Origin of the sequence: Psychrobacter nivimaris, from assembly GCF_043419765.1 — a bacterium.
GTDB lineage: Bacteria > Pseudomonadota > Gammaproteobacteria > Pseudomonadales > Moraxellaceae > Psychrobacter.
On record NZ_JBHOFX010000003.1, the window covers coordinates 234,512 to 256,340 of the forward strand.

At 43.8% G+C, this 21,829-nt stretch carries 18 protein-coding genes; 10 read left to right on the forward strand and 8 right to left on the reverse strand.

Going from position 1 to position 21,829, the window contains the following annotated elements; all coding sequences use genetic code 11:
• Positions 1–169 precede the first annotated feature (169 nt).
• The gene (locus ACHEVO_RS07715; protein ID WP_394124514.1) at positions 170–1,693 is read right to left on the reverse strand and encodes an McrC family protein; all 1,524 of its coding nucleotides are present in this window, start codon (positions 1,691–1,693) and stop codon (positions 170–172) included.
• Between the two features lie 15 nt (positions 1,694–1,708).
• Positions 1,709–3,226, reverse strand: a complete 1,518-nt coding sequence (locus tag ACHEVO_RS07720; protein WP_394124515.1) for an McrB family protein — start codon at positions 3,224–3,226, stop codon at positions 1,709–1,711.
• A gap of 426 nt (positions 3,227–3,652) precedes the next feature.
• Between ACHEVO_RS07720 and ACHEVO_RS07725 the strand changes: the two genes are divergently transcribed.
• Both ACHEVO_RS07725 and ACHEVO_RS07730 read left to right on the forward strand, forming a co-directional pair.
• Entirely contained in the window at positions 3,653–4,372 is a 720-nt protein-coding gene (locus ACHEVO_RS07725) for a DUF4442 domain-containing protein (protein ID WP_394124516.1), read from the forward strand.
• 38 nt (positions 4,373–4,410) lie between these two features.
• Positions 4,411–4,884 carry a RidA family protein gene (locus ACHEVO_RS07730; protein ID WP_394124517.1) on the forward strand — a complete coding sequence of 158 codons (474 nt, stop codon included), beginning with the start codon at positions 4,411–4,413 and terminating at the stop codon, positions 4,882–4,884.
• Between the two features lie 105 nt (positions 4,885–4,989).
• Here the strand turns inward: ACHEVO_RS07730 and gspE are convergent, their stop codons facing one another.
• Complete coding sequence (gene gspE / locus ACHEVO_RS07735; RefSeq protein WP_394124518.1) at positions 4,990–6,543, reverse strand: type II secretion system ATPase GspE; 1,554 nt, start codon at positions 6,541–6,543, stop codon at positions 4,990–4,992.
• 326 nt (positions 6,544–6,869) lie between these two features.
• Here gspE and ACHEVO_RS07740 point away from each other — a divergent pair, with 326 nt between their 5' ends.
• Both ACHEVO_RS07740 and ACHEVO_RS07745 read left to right on the forward strand, forming a co-directional pair.
• Positions 6,870–7,691 carry a thiazole synthase gene (locus tag ACHEVO_RS07740; RefSeq protein WP_101205496.1) on the forward strand — a complete coding sequence of 274 codons (822 nt, stop codon included), beginning with the start codon at positions 6,870–6,872 and terminating at the stop codon, positions 7,689–7,691.
• A 174-nt stretch (positions 7,692–7,865) separates the two neighbouring features.
• Positions 7,866–9,305: a WS/DGAT/MGAT family O-acyltransferase gene (locus ACHEVO_RS07745; protein WP_394124519.1), complete on the forward strand. Its 1,440-nt coding sequence runs from the start codon at positions 7,866–7,868 to the stop codon at positions 9,303–9,305.
• Between the two features lie 92 nt (positions 9,306–9,397).
• On the opposite strand, the gene ACHEVO_RS07750 is transcribed toward ACHEVO_RS07745, so the two are convergent.
• Both ACHEVO_RS07750 and dxs read right to left on the reverse strand, forming a co-directional pair.
• Positions 9,398–10,225 carry an inositol monophosphatase family protein gene (locus ACHEVO_RS07750; protein ID WP_057758174.1) on the reverse strand — a complete coding sequence of 276 codons (828 nt, stop codon included), beginning with the start codon at positions 10,223–10,225 and terminating at the stop codon, positions 9,398–9,400.
• A gap of 343 nt (positions 10,226–10,568) precedes the next feature.
• A complete protein-coding gene (gene dxs / locus ACHEVO_RS07755) occupies positions 10,569–12,632 on the reverse strand; it encodes a 1-deoxy-D-xylulose-5-phosphate synthase (RefSeq protein WP_394124520.1) in 2,064 nt (687 codons plus the stop codon).
• Positions 12,633–13,265: 633 nt separating this feature from the next.
• Between dxs and ribA the strand changes: the two genes are divergently transcribed.
• The 3 genes from ribA (at position 13,266) to ACHEVO_RS07770 (ending at position 15,876) form a co-directional block, all read left to right on the forward strand.
• The gene (gene ribA, locus ACHEVO_RS07760) at positions 13,266–13,994 is read left to right on the forward strand and encodes a GTP cyclohydrolase II (RefSeq protein WP_394124521.1); all 729 of its coding nucleotides are present in this window, start codon (positions 13,266–13,268) and stop codon (positions 13,992–13,994) included.
• Positions 13,995–14,001: 7 nt separating this feature from the next.
• The gene (gene hemF, locus ACHEVO_RS07765; RefSeq protein ID WP_394124522.1) at positions 14,002–15,012 is read left to right on the forward strand and encodes an oxygen-dependent coproporphyrinogen oxidase; all 1,011 of its coding nucleotides are present in this window, start codon (positions 14,002–14,004) and stop codon (positions 15,010–15,012) included.
• A 387-nt stretch (positions 15,013–15,399) separates the two neighbouring features.
• Positions 15,400–15,876: a c-type cytochrome gene (locus ACHEVO_RS07770; RefSeq protein WP_394124523.1), complete on the forward strand. Its 477-nt coding sequence runs from the start codon at positions 15,400–15,402 to the stop codon at positions 15,874–15,876.
• A 128-nt stretch (positions 15,877–16,004) separates the two neighbouring features.
• Here ACHEVO_RS07770 and ACHEVO_RS07775 read toward each other — a convergent pair whose 3' ends face one another.
• The 3 genes from ACHEVO_RS07775 to ACHEVO_RS07785 form a co-directional block, all read right to left on the reverse strand.
• Entirely contained in the window at positions 16,005–16,982 is a 978-nt protein-coding gene (locus tag ACHEVO_RS07775; protein ID WP_394124524.1) for a mechanosensitive ion channel family protein, read from the reverse strand.
• Positions 16,983–17,054: 72 nt separating this feature from the next.
• On the reverse strand, positions 17,055–17,618 hold the full coding sequence (gloA, locus tag ACHEVO_RS07780) for a lactoylglutathione lyase (protein ID WP_394124525.1): 564 nt from the start codon (positions 17,616–17,618) through the stop codon (positions 17,055–17,057).
• 185 nt (positions 17,619–17,803) lie between these two features.
• Positions 17,804–18,442: a carbonic anhydrase gene (locus ACHEVO_RS07785; RefSeq protein WP_057758161.1), complete on the reverse strand. Its 639-nt coding sequence runs from the start codon at positions 18,440–18,442 to the stop codon at positions 17,804–17,806.
• A 390-nt stretch (positions 18,443–18,832) separates the two neighbouring features.
• Here ACHEVO_RS07785 and potA point away from each other — a divergent pair, with 390 nt between their 5' ends.
• The 3 genes from potA to potC are packed head-to-tail and all read left to right on the forward strand — an operon-like array spanning position 18,833 to position 21,758.
• Positions 18,833–20,074, forward strand: a complete 1,242-nt coding sequence (gene potA / locus ACHEVO_RS07790) for a spermidine/putrescine ABC transporter ATP-binding protein PotA (protein WP_394124526.1) — start codon at positions 18,833–18,835, stop codon at positions 20,072–20,074.
• Entirely contained in the window at positions 20,074–20,952 is an 879-nt protein-coding gene (potB, locus tag ACHEVO_RS07795) for a spermidine/putrescine ABC transporter permease PotB (RefSeq protein WP_394124527.1), read from the forward strand. The genes potA and potB overlap by 1 nt, the downstream gene beginning before the upstream one ends.
• Positions 20,952–21,758: a spermidine/putrescine ABC transporter permease PotC gene (gene potC / locus ACHEVO_RS07800; RefSeq protein ID WP_394124528.1), complete on the forward strand. Its 807-nt coding sequence runs from the start codon at positions 20,952–20,954 to the stop codon at positions 21,756–21,758. The genes potB and potC overlap by 1 nt, the downstream gene beginning before the upstream one ends.
• The last annotated feature ends 71 nt before the right edge of the window (positions 21,759–21,829 follow it).

A 21,829-nucleotide genomic window follows, 5' to 3' on the forward strand; every position in this document is an offset into this window, starting at 1 on the left:
CTCGCTATCGAGGTGCACATATTAAGGGGTAAAGGCGATTGTGTCAACACCTATTTTCGATTAATTTCAAATAATCGCTAGTTTTTTTTAAAATTACGTCAATTTTACCAAAATAATGACAGTAAGACCCTTTATCCATCAGTCATTCGCGTTGTCATTGATAACCTTATCAAGCTTTGCCCAAATGTGGCAGTACTTCACCGTTGAGTGTGCCTGTCAAAACATTAAACGGCATTAACCATAAATGGGCATCAATTGATTCATTGTTTTTAATATCATCGCTACTATCGCTATCATTACTGCCATAATGAGTTTGCTGCTTGAGCGCTACTGGCTGCCTATCACTACCTAGCACCGGATAAACCAACCAGACCTGCCCGGCCAAGTAAGCTTTTGCATAGCTGGTCAATTGATAGGCGTCGCTCGCACTAATTGCAGCGGCATGTGGTAAGTATTTCCACTTAATATCGATGACATGACTGTAGCGACCTCTGGTTTTGTTTTTGGCTTTAGTTTGACTAGCTGCTATATCGTTCTGATTTTGACAATCATCAGAGGCAGTTTTAAATATCAGTAGGTCAGGTCGTATAGATAAGCACGCTAGTCCCTCAGCATCGTTTAGCCAGACACTTTGGGTCTGATAAAAAGGACGGTAACTACTATTAAGCTGCTGAAACATCGATGCAATACGCCGACTTGCCCATTGCTCAAAAGCTTGATTCATATCAATCAATAGACACAATCTTAGTTGAGAGCTATTTTGTCTACTTGGATCAATACCGTTACCTGTCGCAGCCGTATTTTGCTTCAGTAGCCAGTATGCCAAGTCTACTAACTGCTGCGCGGCGTGCAATTTTTGCTTTTGGAGTGGTTGAACGTCTAGCTGACGCTTTGCTTGAGCATATATTACCGCTATCTGCTGCATTTCGCGGTTGTTGAGCGTAGACACCTGCTGCCATGGCTGCAACAGTTTTGAAGAAATAAACTGGGGCAATAAAGGCATCAAGTAAACCAATGCACTCTTAATCAATCGATTGGCCAACATGTCGTGACTTAATACGCTACTTTCACAGATGAACTTATGCGGTTGCATACTATTGTGACGCAGTTGCTCTTTGATGAGCAGTCGACCTTGCAGGGATGCCTGATTGTCAATCTGAGCCTGATAATGCTTGGTGGGTTGATAATCCATTAAACGCTGCAAAAACTGCTCAATCAGCCAGTCTGATATAGGCAATACTTTTAACGGTAAAGGAGTGGATTGAGAACTAAACTGACCGAAGTTTTTCGTATTGGGTAGCTTACGATTGTTATGCGCATCAAGATGAATTAAGTCCGATAGCATACCCTGTACCCAATAACGAGTCTGGACGATATCGCTAGACTGAGTAAACTGATTGAGCTTTGGCAATATCTCAAGCGTCATGCCACTGGGTAATAGAATAATCCCAATATAGTGCCCAACCTTAAGCTGCCATTGTCCTTGCTTACGCTTGATAGTAAATACTGCAAATTCTTGAGCCATGAGCCAATCGAAGTCAGACGCGTGCAAAAAATCATGCACGGTCAGACGTTGATGCTCAAACACGGTAATAACATTCATGGTAGCGACACTACTGTTAGGGATACGAGTCTGACGACTGTTTGCCCTAATAGCGTGTTGCTTGGTGTCATATAGATTATTCGTTATCACTGAACGGTCACCCTGCTAGTACAAACGCTGATAGGTAGCAGCATTATTAAACTCACCATCCCTAGCAATCAAATCGGCATTGATAGTATAACTATTAATACTCATAGACTGACCAAGAAAAGAACCCTGCCCTGCAAACATTTGGTGTTCAGCGGAAGCATTGTTTTGGTTGCCCATCGGATTATACAAGTCGTCATTCATCAATGCTTGACTGTCCTGTACGAACTGCTTACTTGTCGGTTGCTGCTCATCTCTAAAGATATACTGCAGCACCGTAATTTGGCCACCAGCTGCTTGAGCCAATTGAGGAATAATTTGTTCAACGAGAGCCGTTTGTAATTGCTTTAACTGAGTGACTGCGAATAAAAACGCATGACCCAACTGCGCTTCTACTCCCAGTGTCTGCACGATACGTCTATTCAAGCCTGTTAGTAATTTACTCAAATCTATCGTAGCTGCTTCTAAGTTTTCAGACACGCTAGCATCAGTGTCATTACTATCACGAATTGTCGATAGTAAATCAGGCTGCGGTGGACAATCAATAAAGCGAAAACGTCGACGTAACGCCATATCAAGTGGCGCTAAAGAATGGTCTTGGGTATTCATAGTGGCATAAATATCGACATTGGCAGGCACACTAAAAGCACGCCCAGAATACGCCAAACTCACTGTCATCGCATTCGGCTTGTCCGCTCGTTTGTCAGGCTCTATCAAACTGAGAAGCTCGCCAAACACCCGTGACACGTTAGCACGGTTAATCTCATCAATCAGCATTGCATAACGCTGCTGAGGGTCGCGGGCGGCACGTTGGCATAGCTTTAAAAACGCTCCATCTTGCACCGCGTAACTCATTTGAGTTTGATTAGAAGGGCTGTTATTTGCTTGTACAGCGCCACTCATGACAGGCCGTATACCTTCTACAAACTCTTCATAACCGTAGGCTTGATGGAAGCTCACCATACTAAAACGTTGCTGACCGATGTTTTGATGTTGATGGGCTTGGTTGTCACGCTGTGCCTGCTGAAACTCAGCTAATTGCTGCGATAAATCTTCTAGTAACACTATACTTTCAGGTAATAAATACCATGCCCCACTATTGTCTTTATCAAAATAAGCTTGGCTAGCGCGGTTATCAAAACTGACTGTTTGAGAGTTCGTAGGACTATGTCTGCGTAGCTCTAACCAAGCTGTACTATCCAGATTTTTCTCACGTGAGTTCTGAGCAGCTTTGGTCATAAAAAAAGGATGATCAATAATTTCTCGTACCTTTAACAAATCCTGCTGCTCAGCACGTAGATCTAAAAACACCAGACACAATACTTCGCGCCAGCTTAGACCTTGCAGCAGCTGTTCTAATAAGTCCTCATTTTCAGTCTTGGGTAGATAGTCGGTATATTGCTTCGCGATTTGCAGCAATCTATAGGTTTTACCTGTACCAGCAACGCCCGTATAAATAATATTGGTCGGTTCATGATCAGACATATCAGGCATAACGTTATCCAGCGGCATTGAAAACAGGTTTGAAATAGACATGCTAACATTTTGTCATTATAACGTGGCTGTCTATTGGCATGGTAACTATAGTCAACCCTCTATAAATTAGATGCAGTGTCAGTCTCACTTAATCTACTATTTGTAGTACTGTTCCTCGGCTTCCTTGTATCCAAATTATATTGAACTGACTATATCAATCACTTAATAATATTAATGCCCAAATGTTGCTGACATATAAGATGACTAGGCGGCTTTAAGTGGCGATCTAAATTGATGACATAACCTAGCAACATAGCCACGCTACTATAGTTTTGTAAGCGCAGCAGTTCATGCTAATAATAGTAGGAAGGCAATGGTTGATGTACCATAGTATTTGTAGTGACTTTTATAACCTATATTTTTGTCGCTATCATAAAAAGCCATGCTAAGAATGTCATTCAACTCATTTACGTTAAGGAATTTTGTATGTCAGGATTATTAAAAAAACTACCCGCCAAGTTGACCAATAAACTGCCAGCCAAAGTATCTGACAGCACAAAACCTTCAGTTGAAAAACCCAGTAGCACGCTAAAACCAATTAGTAATCAATTTACCAAACTGTTATCCGTCACCAAATATCTGCCTGCTGGAGCACGCTCAAGTATTCTATCTAAAGCCTTTGGCAAGGTCGTTCCCTATGTCGGCACGACCGGCATTTATTATGAGACGGTAGAACCAAACCAAGTCGTCGTTAGTTTAAACAACAATAAAGCCGTCCAAAACCATATCGGCTCTATCCATGCAGTCGCCATCACATTACTAGCTGAGACGGCTACGGGGTTTATTTTGGGTTTAAACTTGCCCTCTGATCGCATTCTGCTGATTAAGTCTTACTCGGTAAATTTCCATCGTCCAATCAAAAAAGGTCAAATTGCTGCTATTGCAAGCTTGTCTGACGAACAGCGTTTGGATATCCTAAACACGCCAAAAGGTGAGATGATTATCCCTTGTGTCATCAAAGATCGTGAGTCTGATAGTGACCGCGATCCAATTGTGGTTGAGATGACGTGGGCATGGATACCAAAAGCGGAGCTAGAGGCACGCCGCCAAGGTAAAGCGTCTGAAAAAGTCGCAGAAGATGAAACTGAAGCACCAATCGAAGAAAGCGATGCCTCACCTACTCAAAATAATAGTACTGATAAGTAGCTAGTAAAAATTGATAACAAACCCAATGAGGAAACAGTATGTCCAAACTTAGTACTTGCCTATCTACGCTAGCGCTAGCCGCTATGTGCTCATTGGGTTTTGTTCATAGCGCTAATGCTAATACGACGACGGCTGTCAGCATTGCTAAGTCTGGGCCTACTTTCTTGGGCGATGGCGGTACTTATCCTTTTTCAGAAGCTGTACGCGTGGGCAATACATTGTATATGTCGGGACAAATCGGCTTTAAAGATGGCAAACTGGTCAAAGGCGGTATCAAGGCTGAAACCAAGCAAGTGCTCGATAATATCCATAGCACGCTATTAAAGTATGGCTACCGAAAGTCTGATATTGTTAAATGTATGGTCATGCTGACTGATATGGATGACTTTGATGACTTTAATAAGGTCTACAAGGCTGAGATGATAAAGCCTTATCCTGTACGCTCAGCCTTTGGCGTATCAGAACTGGCTGCTGGAGCAAGCGTTGAGGTTGAGTGTATGGCTGCAAAATAATAGCGACTAAAAACTCTAAAGCTCCAAAATTAGAAAAATATTAAAACAACTGGCTATTTACGCCAGTTGTTTTTTGTCTGATACACCAATATCGAGTCTGCAAACTTATACCAGTATTGTCTCGTCCGTTAATGCGCTCTCTTTCGTTACACGTAGCACTTCTTCCAATGTTGTGCGCCCTTCTATGACCTTACGCAAACCATCCGCACGAATCGATGGAGTCTGCTGCCGCGCATATTCTTCTAGCTCATACTCAGCCGTATTGCTATGAATCATACGGCGCAATGTATCGTCGATTGGCACGACTTCATATATAGCAGTACGTCCTTTAAACCCTGACTGATTACATTTATCGCAGCCAACTGGCTTGGGCAAACTAATCGACTCACTTGCTATATCTTTGGCATCACTTTTCAGCGTTGCCCCAATGCCAATTTCGGTAAACAGCTTGGCTTGCTCAGTATCAGCAGCCTGCCAGCTTTGGCAATGTGAACATAAGGTACGCACCAAACGCTGCGCTACTACGCCAATAAGCGACGACGACAACAGAAACGGCTCAACACCCATGTCCTGTAAGCGAGTAACCGCGCCAATAGCAGTGTTGGTATGCAGCGTCGATAATACCAAATGCCCTGTCAAAGAGGCCTGTACGGCAATCTCAGCTGTCTCTAAATCACGAATTTCACCAACCATCACCACATCGGGATCTTGACGAAGCATTGCACGCAAACTTTTAGCAAATGTCATGTCTACTTTATTGTTGACCTGCGTCTGCCCGATACCATCAAGCTGAAACTCAATCGGATCTTCAGCGGTCAAAATATTGCGAGTTTGATCATTTAAATCGGTCAATGCAGAATATAGCGTCGTAGTTTTACCCGAGCCAGTCGGCCCTGTCACCAAAATAATGCCATGCGGACGATGGATTAAGCGCTTTAGCTCAGTATAGTCATTATCAGACAGCCCTAAGTACGTCATATTCAAACGACCAGCCTGCTTGTCTAATAGACGCATAACCACACGCTCACCAAAGCTCGATGGCAAAGTCGATACACGCACATCGACCTCTCGTCCTGCCAGTCTTAAACTGATACGACCATCTTGCGGCACTCGCTTTTCGGCGATATCTAACTTAGCCATTACCTTAATACGCGAAACCAACAATGGAGCTAGTTGGCGTTTTGGTGTGATGATTTCTTTTAGCTCACCATCAACTCGGAAACGGACGACTAATCGCTTTTCAAAGGTCTCAATATGAATATCTGAGGCACTTAAACGAATGGCTTCGGACAACAAAGCGTTGATCAGACGAATGATAGGCGCATCGTCTTGTTGATCCATCAAGTCTTCAGTTTCAGGGACGCTATCTGCCAAGCTATCGAGATCAGGATGGTCTTCAAGTCCAGCAGCAATGTGCTGCGACTCTCCTGTATTGCCAGCATAAGCTGCGTTCATACGTTTTTCAAAATCATCCGCGCTAACACTTTCGTAAGTCGGTACACCGCGAATGCCTTGCTGCTGTAAAAACCGTACCGCTTCATTGATCGCTGACAACGGGGTAGCTTTGGTAAGTACCAATGTTGGCGGCAATTCTGGATCTATCGCAAGTATGGCCAAAATCTGATGGCGTTTCGCAAAGCTGTATGGCAACTGCATCATAAAGACGGCCCAATAAGTGAGGAGAAGATAAGAAGTACGCACGCCAAGACATGATGGATGCCTTGTCCTTAACAGTTCGAATCAAAAAAGACTGCCAGTAAGGTTGCATGAGTTTGTTATAATAGCATTTTGTTTTAGACGGGTATTATTTTATGTGACTGGCGCTTTATACCTATCGCCTAGCACCTATTATTACTATCAAAGTTGGCATATCATGCGATTTTTTGCAGACCGCTTGCCATTGTCTATTACACCTTTTAGATTGCTTAGATTACCAATCATATTTTGTCTGTCCCTTCTCCCGCTCGATATTAGGATTTTCCGTTATGTCAGAGAACGTTAGCACTACTCATCCAACGCCACTTTTACAAGATACCTTTACTGTCGGTAGCCGTACCTTTTCTTCACGTCTGCTGGTTGGTACCGGTAAGTATAAAGACATGACAGAGACTGGAGAAGCCATTGCCGCTTCAGCAGCCGAAATCGTGACCGTCGCCATTCGCCGTGTCAATATTGGACAAAACAGTGATGAGCCTAACTTATTAGATGTGATTTCACCTGATAAATATACGATATTACCGAATACTGCTGGCTGCTTTGACGCCGAAACAGCCATTCGCACTTGTAAGCTTGCTCGCGAGTTATTGGGTGGACATAATTTGGTTAAGCTTGAGGTATTGGGGGATGAAAAAACCTTATATCCAAATGTTATGGAAACCTTAAAAGCCGCCAAAGTATTGATCGATGATGGTTTTGAAGTGATGGTTTATACGTCAGATGATCCTATCGTCGCACAAGAATTAGAAAGCATGGGCTGTGTCGCTATTATGCCGCTTGGCAGTTTGATTGGTTCAGGACTTGGTCTACTTAATCGCCATACGCTAAGTCTCATCATCGAAAACGCCAAAGTACCCGTATTGGTTGACGCTGGTGTCGGTACTGCGTCTGATGCTGCACTTGCGATGGAGCTTGGCTGTGATGGCGTACTGATGAACTCAGCCATTGCCAATGCACAAAACCCGGTAATGATGGCACACGCAATGAAACATGCTATGTGGGCAGGCCGCGCTGCGTTTTTGGCAGGTCGTATGCCTATGCGTAAGATGGCTACTGCCAGCTCACCACAGACTGGGTATTTCTTTCAATAAATTGAAGTATAAATGACATATCATAATAGAGCGTGTTGAGTATTTACGTATAGTGCTGTCAGTGCTATGGTTGATTGCTTAACACGCTCTATAAAATAATAAAAAATGTTATTTGATTGAATATCTACTTATTATAATTTTCACATAACACTTATCGTCATAAAAGGATTTATTATGCGACTTCTCACAGCAGTCGACCAGTTGTTTCTACTTCTTGAGTCGCGTAAACAGCCCATGCACGTTGGTGGACTGTTTGTATTTGAATTACCAGACAATGCGGATAGCGATTTTGTCTATCAATTGGTAAAACAAATGCAAGAATCTGATGTACCGCCTAGCTTTCCTTTTAATCAGGTACTTGAACATTTAGCCTTTTGGAAAAAAGACAAAGACTTTGATGTCGAGCATCATTTGCATCATGTCGCGCTACCAAGTCCTGGACGCGTACGTGAATTATTAATGTACGTCTCAAGAGAACATGGGCGTTTATTAGATCGAGCCATGCCTTTGTGGGAATGTCATGTTATCGAAGGTATCCAGCCAGAAGTCGAAGGTGGACCTGAACGTTTTGCATGGTATTTTAAGATTCATCACTCTTTGGTTGATGGCATTGCGGCGATGCGTTTGGTTCAAAAATCCTTATCTCAATCGCCAACCGAACCAGTGACACTTCCTGTCTGGTCGTTGATGGCACGCCATCGCAACCAAGTAAACGCTATCTTGCCTGCCGAACGATCTATCAGAGGCATAATAAAAGAGCAGATATCTACCATCAAACCTGTATTCACAGAACTGCTAGATAATGTAAAAAACTACGGTGATGAGGGGTACGTTGGTACTTTTGACGCCCCGATGAGTATCCTGAATAAACGTATATCGGCCTCACGGCGTATAGCCGCACAGTCTTATGATATAAAACGGTTTAACGATATTGCTGAAACGCTCAAAATTAGCAGGAACGATGTGGTACTGGCGGTCTGTGCAGGTGCTATTCGTCGTTATCTAATATCAATGGATGCGTTACCAAGCAAACCGTTGATTGCGTTTGTACCGATGTCCCTGCGTACAGACAACAGTATCTCTGGCAATCAGCTGTCATTTGTATTGGCAAACTTGGGTACGCATTTGGACAATCCACTGCGCAGGATAGAGCTTATCCATCGTAGTATGAATAACGGCAAACGTCGCTTTCGCCGCATGAACCAAGCGCAGGTCATTAACTACAGTATCGTCTCATACGCGTGGCAAGGCATTAATTTGGCGACAGGATTATTCCCTAGAAAGCAGGCATTTAACCTAATTATCTCTAACGTACCCGGTTCTGAAAAACCGCTGTACTGGAATGGTGCACGTCTACAATCGCTGTACCCTGCTTCTATCGTCTTCAATGGTCAAGCGATGAATATCACCTTAGCCAGTTATTTAGATAAGATTGAGTTTGGTATCACCGCTTGTAGCAAGGCGCTGCCTCGCGTACAAGATATGCTAATGCTGATAGAAGAAGAGTTGCAGCTGCTAGAAACTACCAGTAAGGAGTTAGCATTCAAAGGCATCACTGTTGAAGATAAAGCAGGCAATAAGGGTGATGATAAAACAAAAAAGCTGGCTCCATAACGGAACCAGCTTTTTTCATTCATACTCAATCTAGATATTACTTGAATTTAAATCTTGCAAGCACTAAACGTTAATACCATTAAGGTTAACGTTTAGATTGCGTCACCCCAGATTGGTACAACTGTTTGCATCAATGGCTTGAGCAATTTCACATTACAAGCGAAGATAGAGCCTGATGTCATAGAGTTGTGCGCGCCAGTATGATCAACCACCACACCGCGTGCTTCAGTTACGATAAGCTCACCCGCAGCGATGTCCCAAGGCTTGATAGACATCTCAAAATAACCGTCAAAACGACCAGCGGCAACATAGCACAAGTCAAGCGCAGCTGAACCCATACGACGTACCTGACCACCTGCCTCAGATATCTTCTGTAAGCTCTCAAAGTGCTGTTTAGCATAAGAGATAACTTCGCCATTGCGCTTACGCTCAAGCGGATGACCAGTCGTAAAGAAACCGCCATCAATGGTTTTGCGTTCGCTCACTTGCATACGGCGATTGTTCAAACGCGCGCCTTTACCACGGCTAGCTGAGAACATCTCATCACGAACAGGATCATAGACCACACCGTGTTGGGTAACACCTTTATGCTGTACAGCGATAGATACGCAGAACTGCGGTACACCGTGGACAAAGTTCTTAGTGCCGTCTAGTGGATCGATAATCCAGCACCAGTCAGCATCTTCGCCGCGGCCTTCTTGCATACCGAACTCTTCACCCAAAAATGAATGATTAGGATAGCTGGCTTTTAGCGTCTCAATAGTGAGCTCTTCGCTAAAGCGATCAATGCGGGTAACCAAACCATCAAGTCCTTTAGACTCAATATCTAATTCGATTTTGTGGCGGTTTTGATGCGCATATAAAATCTCTTTACCAACTTTTTCAGCAGTACGCGCTGCGATGACGACCATGGGTTCCATAAATAACCTATTTGCTTGATGAATGAATATAAAAAATAAGACTAACTCTGTGCCCACAACATGCCAAACAGCCGCCGCATCACACCACATCTATGCGATTAAAAACGTGTCTCTTATAAACGAAAACTTATAAAAGACACCCGCATTATACTAAAATTGTTCAATAAAAACGAAAAAACCGTCACGCTGACCAAGCCAGTACTTTGGCGATCATCTAAACTGCGCAAGTTGTAAAAAAGTTAGCACCTACGGCTAGCAGGCGTTTGCTCTGTTTAAGGAGCTTATATCAACTTTAATTAACACATTTTTAGTGCATTAATTTTTTAAAATAATATTGTAACGCTTACGATAAAAGTATTTTAAGCTGTTTGATCACGCCCTCGACATCTAGACCACAGTCAGCCAATTGTTCTGCTTGAGAACCATGAGCAATAAAACGATCAGGAATACCGATATTAGCAATAGCTGGACGACTTTGCTTAAAGGTTGCCGACTCATTGAGTAAATATTCATTCACTGCATTACCTGCGCCGCCCATAATCATGTGCTCTTCTAGGGTTGCTATATGAGTGACCCCTCGTGCTAATAACGTCTCAAGCATTGCTGTGTCTAGCGGTTTTACCCAGCGCATATTGACCACCTGTATCTGGTAATCTAATGCTGCATCGTTATTTATTAGGGTTTCTGCGGCTTGCTGAGCAGTGGCTACCATCGTACCAAAGGCCAATAAGGCTAGTTTATAAGGTGCATCAGTTTTACCTAATACTGACTCGACAACCGCTTCACCAACTTTATAAGTTTGAGCTGGCTGCTCAATATCAGCACCTGTGCCTGTACCACGTGGATAACGTACCGCCGTGCAGCCTGGATACTCATAGCAAGTATTGAGCAAATGGTAGCATTCGTTCTCATCTTTTGGCGCTGCAATCACCATATTAGGCACACAACGCAAGAATCCGAAATCAAACACGCCAGCATGCGTGGCACCGTCCTCACCGACTAGGCCCGCTCGATCTATGGCAAACATTACATCGAGATTCTGTAGAGCCACGTCATGAATCAGCTGATCATATCCACGCTGTAAGAACGTTGAGTAAATCGCAACAATAGGTTTGACGCCTTGAGTTGCCATCCCAGCTGCTAGCGTGACAGCATGTTGCTCAGCAATGGCCACATCAAAGAAACGCTCTGGAAAATGACGAGCAAAGTCCGTCATCCCTGAACCTTCTTCCATGGCAGGGGTGACAGCTAACAGCTTATCGTCTGCGGCTGCTTTGTCACACAAAAACTGGCCAAACACTTGCGAGTACTTTAACGCTGGCTTATCTTTTGAAGCCTTTGCTATTGAAGTATTAGCTGCGTTGGTTTTTGCTTCGTTATCTTCGACAGGCAACTTACTAATTGCGTGATAACCCACTGGATCCAATTCTGCGGGTGCAAACCCTTTACCCTTAGTGGTATAAATATGCACCAATACGGGACCTGATACTTGCTTTGCCAATGACAATACACGCAATAGCTCAGGAATATTATGCCCATCAAATGGACCAAAATAGGTAAAACCAATGGCTTTGAATAAGTTGTCTTCTAGCTGCGGAACATCACGCATCTCTTTATGACGTTTGCGGCGATCGAACGCTTGCATATCAGGACGGTGACAGAGTACTGGCTCACCTGACTCAGAGATATCAACTTGATAACCTGATTCCCAAAGCATCGCTAGATGTCGTGAAAATCCGCCAATAGAGCAAGATATCGACATATCATTGTCGTTTAGGATGACTAGCAAATCAGCATCTTGCTGTACTGCGTCATTCATGGCCTCAAATGCCATACCACCTGTCATCGCACCATCACCGATGATGCAAGCAACCGTTTGCTCGCGGCCTTGATAACGCAGGGCGAGGCTCATGCCCAGACCAGCTGAAATAGAAGTCGATGAATGCCCAACGCCAAATGTATCGTAGACAGATTCTGCACGCTCAGGAAATGCCGTCAGACCGTTTTTAGACCTGATAGTACTTAGCTGCTCACGGCGACCTGTCAGCACTTTATGGGCATAGGCTTGATGACCCACGTCCCAGACGATTTGGTCTTTCGGTGTATCTAACAAATAGTGCAATACGATGGTCAGCTCAACCACGCCCAAATTGGCACCAAAATGCCCACCGCTTTGACCAGCTGAATACAATAGAAAAAGGCGTAATTCATCAGCCAGCGTAATAAGCTTGGCAGCCGAAAGCGTGCTGAGGTCAGTGGGTGTACCAATTGCATCAAGCAATGGCGTATGAGGACGCACACGTGGAATCACAGTATAGGTCTGCTGTAAGCTCGATAGCTGAGCAGCAGAATCCAGCACTGATGTAGATAGGGACTGAGACTTTGGAGAATGAGGTGACTGCTGCATAAACCGTACGATACCTACCAATCTGCTGACAAGACGTGTCTTTAAAATATAGCGGTGACTATAATCAAAAGACGTCAATAATACCTACATCATTATTGATGTAATCGACCATATAATTATTCATGCAACTTTCGTATTTGTATAGCTGCGCTACTTACGACAGTACACACGCTAGCACAATAGACTGCGCGCCAATACCAACGTTTTGATATCAAAATATTGATGCTTTTATACTATTGACAACTGAGGGGTGACATTATGCCCTATTATTTTGCATCAATAGCGGATGTTAGTGACGACATAGTAATGTAAGGGTAAAGACTTGTCACTGTATCCGTCAAAATAGTATGGCATAATAGCATTTTTTTTTAATTGTCGCTTTAATCATCGTGCGTCGTCTGTGAACTTTGTGTGTTTTTATAAAAAATACAATGAGCACGCTGTCTTTATGAACAGGTTATACTGGTATCATCTTAATCTTAGCAGTAAAGTTTAGATGACATGCTCATCTCAACTAATAGTTATTTCGAAAACAGTAGTTATCTCGAACAGTAACCGGCTCTAACAGCGCTCATATCAAACAGCAACAACATACTTTTCACCGCCACGACTTTAGGCTTATGTAGGACAGCAATGTCATATCAATTTATCACTAGTGCCAAATTACCCACTCGTCACGGCGAGTTTGATATTCATATCTTTGAAAATAGCGAAGGTCAAGAGCATGTCATGCTGACCGTTGGTCTAACTGTGGTCGATCAACAGACAGATGTCATGGCTAGCCAACCCTTAGACGACATGGTATTGAACCAAAAAGATGAATCTATAGCGAAGCAAGTGCCGCTCATTCGCATTCATTCTGAATGTCTGACAGGCGACGCATTTAGCTCATTGAAATGTGACTGTGGTCCACAGCTCAATACTGCCATGCAAGCCATCCAAGAGTCGGGTTGCGGTGCGATTTTGTATTTGCGTCAAGAAGGGCGCGGTATTGGTTTGACCAATAAGATTCGTGCGTACGCCCTTCAAGATCAAGGACATGATACGTTGGATGCAAACCTAATGTTAGGCTTGCCTGCTGATGCGCGTATCTATGATATGTGTGGTCCTATGCTTGCCCATATCGGGGTCGACGCTGTCAGGCTCATCACCAACAATCCAAATAAAGTCGCTTATCTGACTGAGCATGGTATTGATGTTGTCGAACGGGTGCCATTGTTGGTCGGTGTCAATGATATGAATGCTGAATATCTAGCAACCAAACGTGATCGCATGGGCCATTTGTTTGATAAAAATATCAATCTTGATATAGACGCTTCTCTCGATACAGACCTTAATACCGCCATACACCTGAATAAATAGATATCTTATGAGTATTACAAATACAAATAACGAAACAGACTTATCAACGGTAGCATCAGTGACGACGCCAACCAATAACGACATCATGCGAGTGCGTGAGTTTTTGGTTGATTTACAGGCGCGCATCTGTGAATCGCTAGAAGCACAAGAGCGTGACGGCAGTACTAATAACAACGAGTATGCGACCTTTGTTCCTGATGACTGGGAACGTCCTGAAGGCGGCGGCGGACGGTCGTGCGTATTGGCAGATGGCGAGGTCATCGAAAAAGCGGGAGTCATGTTTAGCCATATTCATGTACATAACCTACCTGCCTCTGCTACGGCGCGTCACCCCAATATTGCTGGACGTAAAGCTCAAGCAATGGGCGTATCACTGGTTGTCCATCCCAGAAATCCAAACGTGCCTACGAGCCATGCCAATGTGCGTTTATTCGTAGCAGAAGCGGAAGGCGAAGCTCCTATCTGGTGGTTTGGCGGTGGCTTTGACTTAACGCCATTCTATCCAGTACTCGCTGATTGTGTACACTGGCATCAAGTTTGTCATGACTTGTGTGCGCCTTTTGGGGACAATATCTACGCTGATTTTAAACAGTGGTGTGATGAGTATTTCCATCTACGCCATCGTGATGAACAGCGCGGTATTGGTGGTCTGTTTTATGATGATGTCAGTACCGAGAGTCGCGGCTGGGACTTTGAGACTTGCTTTAATTTTATGAAAGCCGTGGGCAACGGTTATCTTGACGGTATCATGCCGATTTTTGAACAGCGTAAAAATACGCCTTATACTGAAGCGCAGCGCGAGTTTCAGCTCTATCGCCGTGGCCGCTACGTCGAATACAATCTGGTCTACGATCGTGGAACGCTATTTGGGCTACAGAGTAATGGACGTATCGAATCCATCCTAGTCAGTATGCCACCGCTTGCCAGCTGGCATTATCGCTTTGAGCCTGCTGAAGGAACACCTGAATTTGAGTTGACCGATTACTATCTAAAGCCACGTGATTGGTTAGCACTGTAGTTTTCGTAAATATTGCAATACTCATATTTTTGGAAAACCTTAAAAAGGTCAGCTACTATTCGCTGGCCTTTTTTATTGTCAGTACTATCCAAACGAGCTACTCTCACGTCGTTATCGTACAGAAATATGTTGTTTAACTACCATGTAATCACCGCAACCAACTATAAGTAGCCATAACCAAGTTAAGGTATGCTTATTTAAAATATTACGAGGATATAACAACTATATAATTCCCAACGCGCAGATAACCGTTACAATAGAAGGCGTTCTTTATTAGCAACTGTGCTCAAAAGAATTTTAGGCAGTATTTTGTATAACTATATTTTACGACAAAGCGAGCGTTTGTAATCGCGCTTACTATTAGCCAAGTTTAAAGGAGTAAGTCATATGGCACAGGTTCATACCAACAAATCTTTCAAATCTCTTTTTAGCGTTACCTTGATGGCGGCTGCACTGGGTCTAACGGCCTGTAGCACTTCAACAGGATCTAACCCTGACGTACAAGCGCGTCAAGACACTATGAAAAACTGGGGCGACGCAATGGGCGTCATGGGTGACATGGCAAAAGCACCTGATACATTTGATGCCGATGTATTTAAAGAGCAAGCGGCGTTCTTGGCAGAAGATGCCGCCAAGCCTTGGAGTCATTTTGAAGATCCAGAAGCGGTAGGTAATGCTACTGAAGCGGTTTGGTCTAATGCTGATGGCTTCAGTGCTGAAGCGGAAAACTTCCAAAAGGTTACTGCTGAGCTAAATGCTGCTACTCAAAACGCCACTAGCATGGACGATGTTAAACCTGCCTTTGGACAAGTTGGTGCAAGCTGTAAATCATGCCATACCGACTTTAGAGCAAAAGACGAATAAAGCTTTGTATTTATAGCCAGTAGACACGTAAAAAAAACCGCCATATCAATTGATGTGGCGGTTTTTTAGTTTTCTGAATAATGTGGAAATCAAAGTTTCGAAACTAATCAAATATGTCACCGAGCGCGCTACTCTGCCACTGTTTTATTCACGTCCATAACGTCTTGCTGCTCGTTCATTTTATTAACGATTGCACTTACTGAAGGATCACTCAAATCGATCGTACGTATTGGGAATGGAATGTTTACGCCCGCTGCATCCAACGAGTTTTTGATACCTACAATTACTTGATGAATCGAGGCAACTTTGTTGGCTTGCGTACCATCTTCGATAAACCAGCGTACCATGAGATCAATGGACGAACCACCAAAACCAGTAGCAATAACGCTTGGCGTTGCTTTCTTTGAGACGCTCTCTATCTTATCTAGTGCTTTTATAATCTCAGCTTTAGCCGCTTCGATGTCATCTTCATAACCGATACCAACTGCGACTTGCAGACGGCGCTGCTTATAAGCGGTATTGACGGTCAATGCCGAAGTATAGAGATCTGAGTTTGGAATCACTACTTGTCTGCCATCATAAGTTCTGATGGTGGTTGCACGGATTTTGATATCTTCGACTGTTCCTTCATAGTCGCCTGAGACAATTTGATCACCGATACGAAACGGCTCTGAAATCAGGAGCAAGATACCAGAGAGCAAATTTTGGAAGATATCTTTAAAAGCAAAACCGATAGCCACGGAACCAATACCGAGCGCGCCTATCAACTTAGCAGGAGTGAACCCTGGTACTGCAATAACCATCGCTATCATAAAACCAATAAAGAAAATAAGCGCCCCGCCTACCCGCTGAAACACTTTGACCAAGTTCTGATGCCGACTACGACTGCCTAATAATTTGTGAACGATTTTTTTGAAGACAATCGATAAAAACCAAAAAATTAGGATAACGATAATTGATGCGACAAAATATGGGATGCGCTCAACAAAACCAACCCATATCTCATTTGCCGAACCAAGAATGCTTTGATAGGTCAATCCATCTGTCGTCGTAGACTGCGCAGCTGTCTCAGCACTCAGTGTCGTGTCTGCCTCAGAGGTAGGCATCTGGGTGATACTCCTTTATTCTATTTATTTCTATTAGCGCACTTATCTTAATAGGTGCTGTCTTTCTGACAATTAGCCCATCAAATCGGCCTGTACAATTTCGATCCAGTAGCCATCTACATCTTTGATAAAGGCAATATTTTTCATGCTGCCATCTTCTGGACGTTTTTTGAATTCGACGTTATTTTTATCGAACCAAGCAACCGCTTCCTCCAAGCTTGGAACGCTAAAACAAATATGACCAAAACCCTGTGGATCTTGATTTCCGTCATGATAGCTAAAGTCAGCTTTTGTCTCGGTGCCGTAGTTATGCGTCAACTCTAAAATACCACGCTGACGGAAGGCAAAGATTTCTAGATCATCGCCAGTTGGCAGGTTTTCGCGCTCGCTCTCGGTCAACTTAGCCAAGAAATATAAATCAAATCCCATGTCAGGGAACTTCTTAACAGCAAGCAAGGTCATACCCAAGACACCAGTGTAAAACTCTAGTGATTTAACAGGATCTTTGACACGCAGCATGGTGTGGTTAAAAGTAAAACCGGTCGTCTGTGATGAAATTGGCTGAACGCCATCAGTGCTAACGCTGCTAGCAGGCTGGTCTATTGCGTCGTTATTGTTGTTAGATGAAGTAGACATAATTATCCTAATATAATTCAAAAATAAATACATAAACACGCAAATCACGATTGTCGTGATTTGCGTCGTTCTCTTATCATAATAAAAAATGGCAAAATAACTGATAGGGTTTTGTAAGAATATGAACAAGGTGTGTTCGTCTGTATGCCCTAACTAGCTAGTTGTCTAAAGCTATCTAAGACTGATTAGCTATCTAAAAAGCGCACTTTTCCTGTCTCAAGGTCATACTCAGCACCGACTACCAGCAGCTGGCCACTATTTGTTAAGTCCTCTAATGCACGTGAGCCATGCTTTAGCTGACTGACTGACATACGTACGTTCGCGCGGATAGAGCGATCGACCAACTCGTCTGCATCGACGTCTTGACCATTGGCGGTTGCCAATTCGTGCAAGTTATAAACGCTTGGGCGAATACGATCAACGATAGATTGCAAGTTAGGTGAATAGTTCTGCTCAGGGTTAATCAATGTCTCAACGCAAGCCGTGACAGCGCCGCATTTTGAATGTCCAAGTACCACTACCAATTGCGTACCAAAGGCTTCGGCTGCAAACTCGATTGAACCAATCTGTGATGGTGCAACCACGTTACCCGCGACTCGTATAACAAACAAATCTCCCAAACCTTGATCAAAAACAATCTCAACTGGTACTCGTGCATCTGAGCAACCCAAAATAATAGCCAATGGATTTTGATCCTTGACCAACTCTGGACGGCGCTGCATATACTCATCGGTACTGGTGAGGCTATCAACGTAGCGTGCATTACCTGCTTTTAAAAGCTCAAGCGCTTCTTGACCTGTGGTTGGACGTATATCGGTAGGCATGAGAGATCCTTTATCATCAATAATATTAGGGTTATAAGCTGTTTTGCATACATGTATTCAAGCACAGATTGGCTAATTATCGCCAAACTATCAGGCTAATCATGTTTGTCAGCCATAACGTGATTGTATAGCAATAAAAACCAAAAAACGGTAAAAAAATTTGTCTAAATATCGCTAGGTGAATGTAGTCACATCTAAAAATACAGCTGTATATATCGCTGCTACGACAGTATGACTCGCGTAACTTATAACGAACTTGCACTGAATTATATCAAGGGTTTGTTATAATACGCAGCATTCAGGCAGCAATCCGAACATGCTTACGCTCATGCCAATCCCTATAATGACAGCCAGCTGCATATAGCTATTGGACGCTTAGGAACAGATATTATGACCGATTTATCTCAAAATACGCATAACACCTCTGCGTCACCTCATGATGATCAGGTGCTGCTGCAACTGACTGGCCTAAAAAAAACCTACGATCAAACTGAAGTCCTAAAAGACATCAACCTTGATATCAAACATGGTGAGTTTCTGACGTTACTTGGCCCATCAGGCTGTGGTAAGACGACATTACTACGCTTGATTGCAGGCTTTGAGCAGCCGAACGCTGGAGCGATATATTTAGATGGCGTACAGATGGCAGGCTTGTCCGCTGATAAACGTCCAATAAATACCGTATTTCAGCAATATGCGTTGTTTCCTCATATGAGCGTCGCCCAAAATGTGGCTTATGGCCTAAAGCTAAAGAAAGTCCCAAAAGATGAAATCCAAAGACGTGTTAGCGAGATGCTAGCGATGGTACAGCTAGAGCATTTAGCCAACCGCAAGCCGCAAGATTTGTCTGGTGGTCAGCAGCAGCGAGTTGCCATTGCCCGCGCGGTGATTAACCGCCCTAAACTGCTATTGCTCGATGAGCCATTATCCGCGCTCGATCATAAACTGCGCCTGCAAATGCAGTCTGAGCTAAAACGTCTGCAACGTGAGCTAGGTATTACCTTCGTTTTCGTGACCCATGACCAAGAAGAGGCGCTGTCGATGTCAGACCGTATTGCCGTAATGAAAGACGGCACGTTCCAGCAAATCGGTACGCCTATCGAGATCTATGAAACCCCTGCCAACTTATTTACTGCCAAATTCATCGGCGAGACCAATCTGTTCAGAGCTGAAGTCAAAGGTGTCCATCCAGACCAGCCAGATCGCGATGGCAAAGTGACCAACGGACGTATCGAGGTCGAAGTCTGTGAAGCACAGGCGCAAGAAGGGCCGACCACTTTACGCAACTTACGTCGTCCCAATTTTGCCAATGACGTGCAAGTGGGCGATATCGTCAATTTACTACTTCGCCCCGAAGATTTACGAATATATGATCCAAAAGATAACGAGCATAGCGGACTGTTAGGCCGTGTCATCGAAAGTAACTATAAAGGCAGTACCTTAGATTCGATTATCGAACTGGCAAATGGTCATATCATTAAGGCGTCTGAGTTCTTTGATGAAGATGATCCAAGCTTTGATTACAAACTAAACGAGGGCGTTAAAGTCTCATGGGTAGATGGCTGGGAATGGGTATTGCCAGAAGACTCTGAAGCTGTGCCAGATACGACTGTACAAACGGATGGTAGCTGATGGCACGCAACCACTTAGGCAGTAAGAGTCCATTTCGTACCGCCACGCTTTGGCTAATCTGGGGTTGGCTACTGATATTTGCACTATTACCAAATATCCTAGTCATCGCTGTCAGTTTTTTGACCCGTGACAGCAGTGCGTTTATTAGCTTACCTGTTAGCATCGACAGCTATGTGCGGATGATTGACCCTTTGTATTTTGAGGTATTTGTCCACTCATTATGGATGGCAGGTATTACAACGGTAATCTGCCTATTGCTTGGCTACCCTTTTGCATGGTTAGTTTCTAAGGCGAAAGTGCGTTGGCAACCGCTGCTAATGATGTTACTGATACTGCCATTTTGGACCAACTCTTTGGTACGGACGTATGCGTTAAAACTACTGTTTGCTAACAATGGTTTGATTAACAAATTGCTATTGGCAATTGGCGTAATCGACACCCCTATCGATATTTTATATACCCAAGGTGCGGTGATTGCAGGTTTAACCTACTTGTTATTTCCATTTATGGTACTGCCGCTATATGCCGTATTTACTGACTTACGCAATGACATGCTACTGGCTTCTCAGGATTTGGGCGCAACTAGAGCACAGACCTTTTGGCATGTGGTGCTGCCATTAACGACACCGGGAATTATCTCTGGTGTACTGCTCGTGCTATTGCCTGCAATGGGCATGTTTTATGTGGCAGATATCTTGGGTGGCTCTCGTAATTTATTGGTCGGTAATATCATCAAAAACCAATTTCTAGATGCGCGTGATTGGCCCTTTGGCGCTGCGGCCAGTGTGTTATTGACACTGGCGATGGCGGTATTATTACTTGCCTACCGTGCCAGTAGCCGCCGCATTGGCAAAACCGACTTTAACGAGGTGGCCTAATGTCTTACAGCTCACCGAATAACAAAACTCGTTCGCTTAAGATTGGCAGTATCGCTGCCAAAGGCTATCTCGGACTGATTTATACCCTGTTATACCTGCCAATCATTGTCTTGGTGGTGATGTCCTTTAACAAATCAAAAATTGGCTATAACTGGGGCGGTTTTAGCTTAAAGTGGTACGAATCACTATTCAATAACCAAGCGATGCTCGATGCATTTTGGCATTCTATTGTCTTGGGATTGGTGGCGGCCACTGTCTCGACTTTGATAGGCACACTCACTGCCCTAGCCTTACATCGTTATAATTTTCGCGGTAAAGGCTTACTAAATGGGCTGCTGTTTGTACTGATGATGTCGCCTGAGATTGTACTCGCTATCTCATTACTAGCACTGTTCTTACTGATTGGTTTGCAACTGGGCTTTGTCTCATTGCTATTGGCTCACATTACTTTTTGCTTGCCCTTTGTTGTGATTACCGTCTTTGCACGATTAAGCAGTTTAGATGAGCGATTGATGGAAGCGGCACGCGACTTGGGTGCTAACGAATCAACCATGGTGCGCACCGTATTGATTCCCGTTATCTTGCCTGCGGTCATGGCAGGTTGGTTGCTAGCTTTCACTTTATCGCTAGATGATGTAGTGGTGTCGACCTTTGTCACGGGACCTAGCTATGAGATTTTACCGCTGCGTATTTATTCTATGGTACGCGTAGGACTCAAGCCCGAAGTCAACGCCATTGGTACGTTATTGCTAGTTGCTTCACTAGTATTGGTCGTTATCTCACAGTTACTGTTACGCAAACGCTAGCTGTGGAGGGCTCATTAGGGCATGTTTGATATTCGACCATGGCACTGACAGAGACTATTTGTGAATATCAA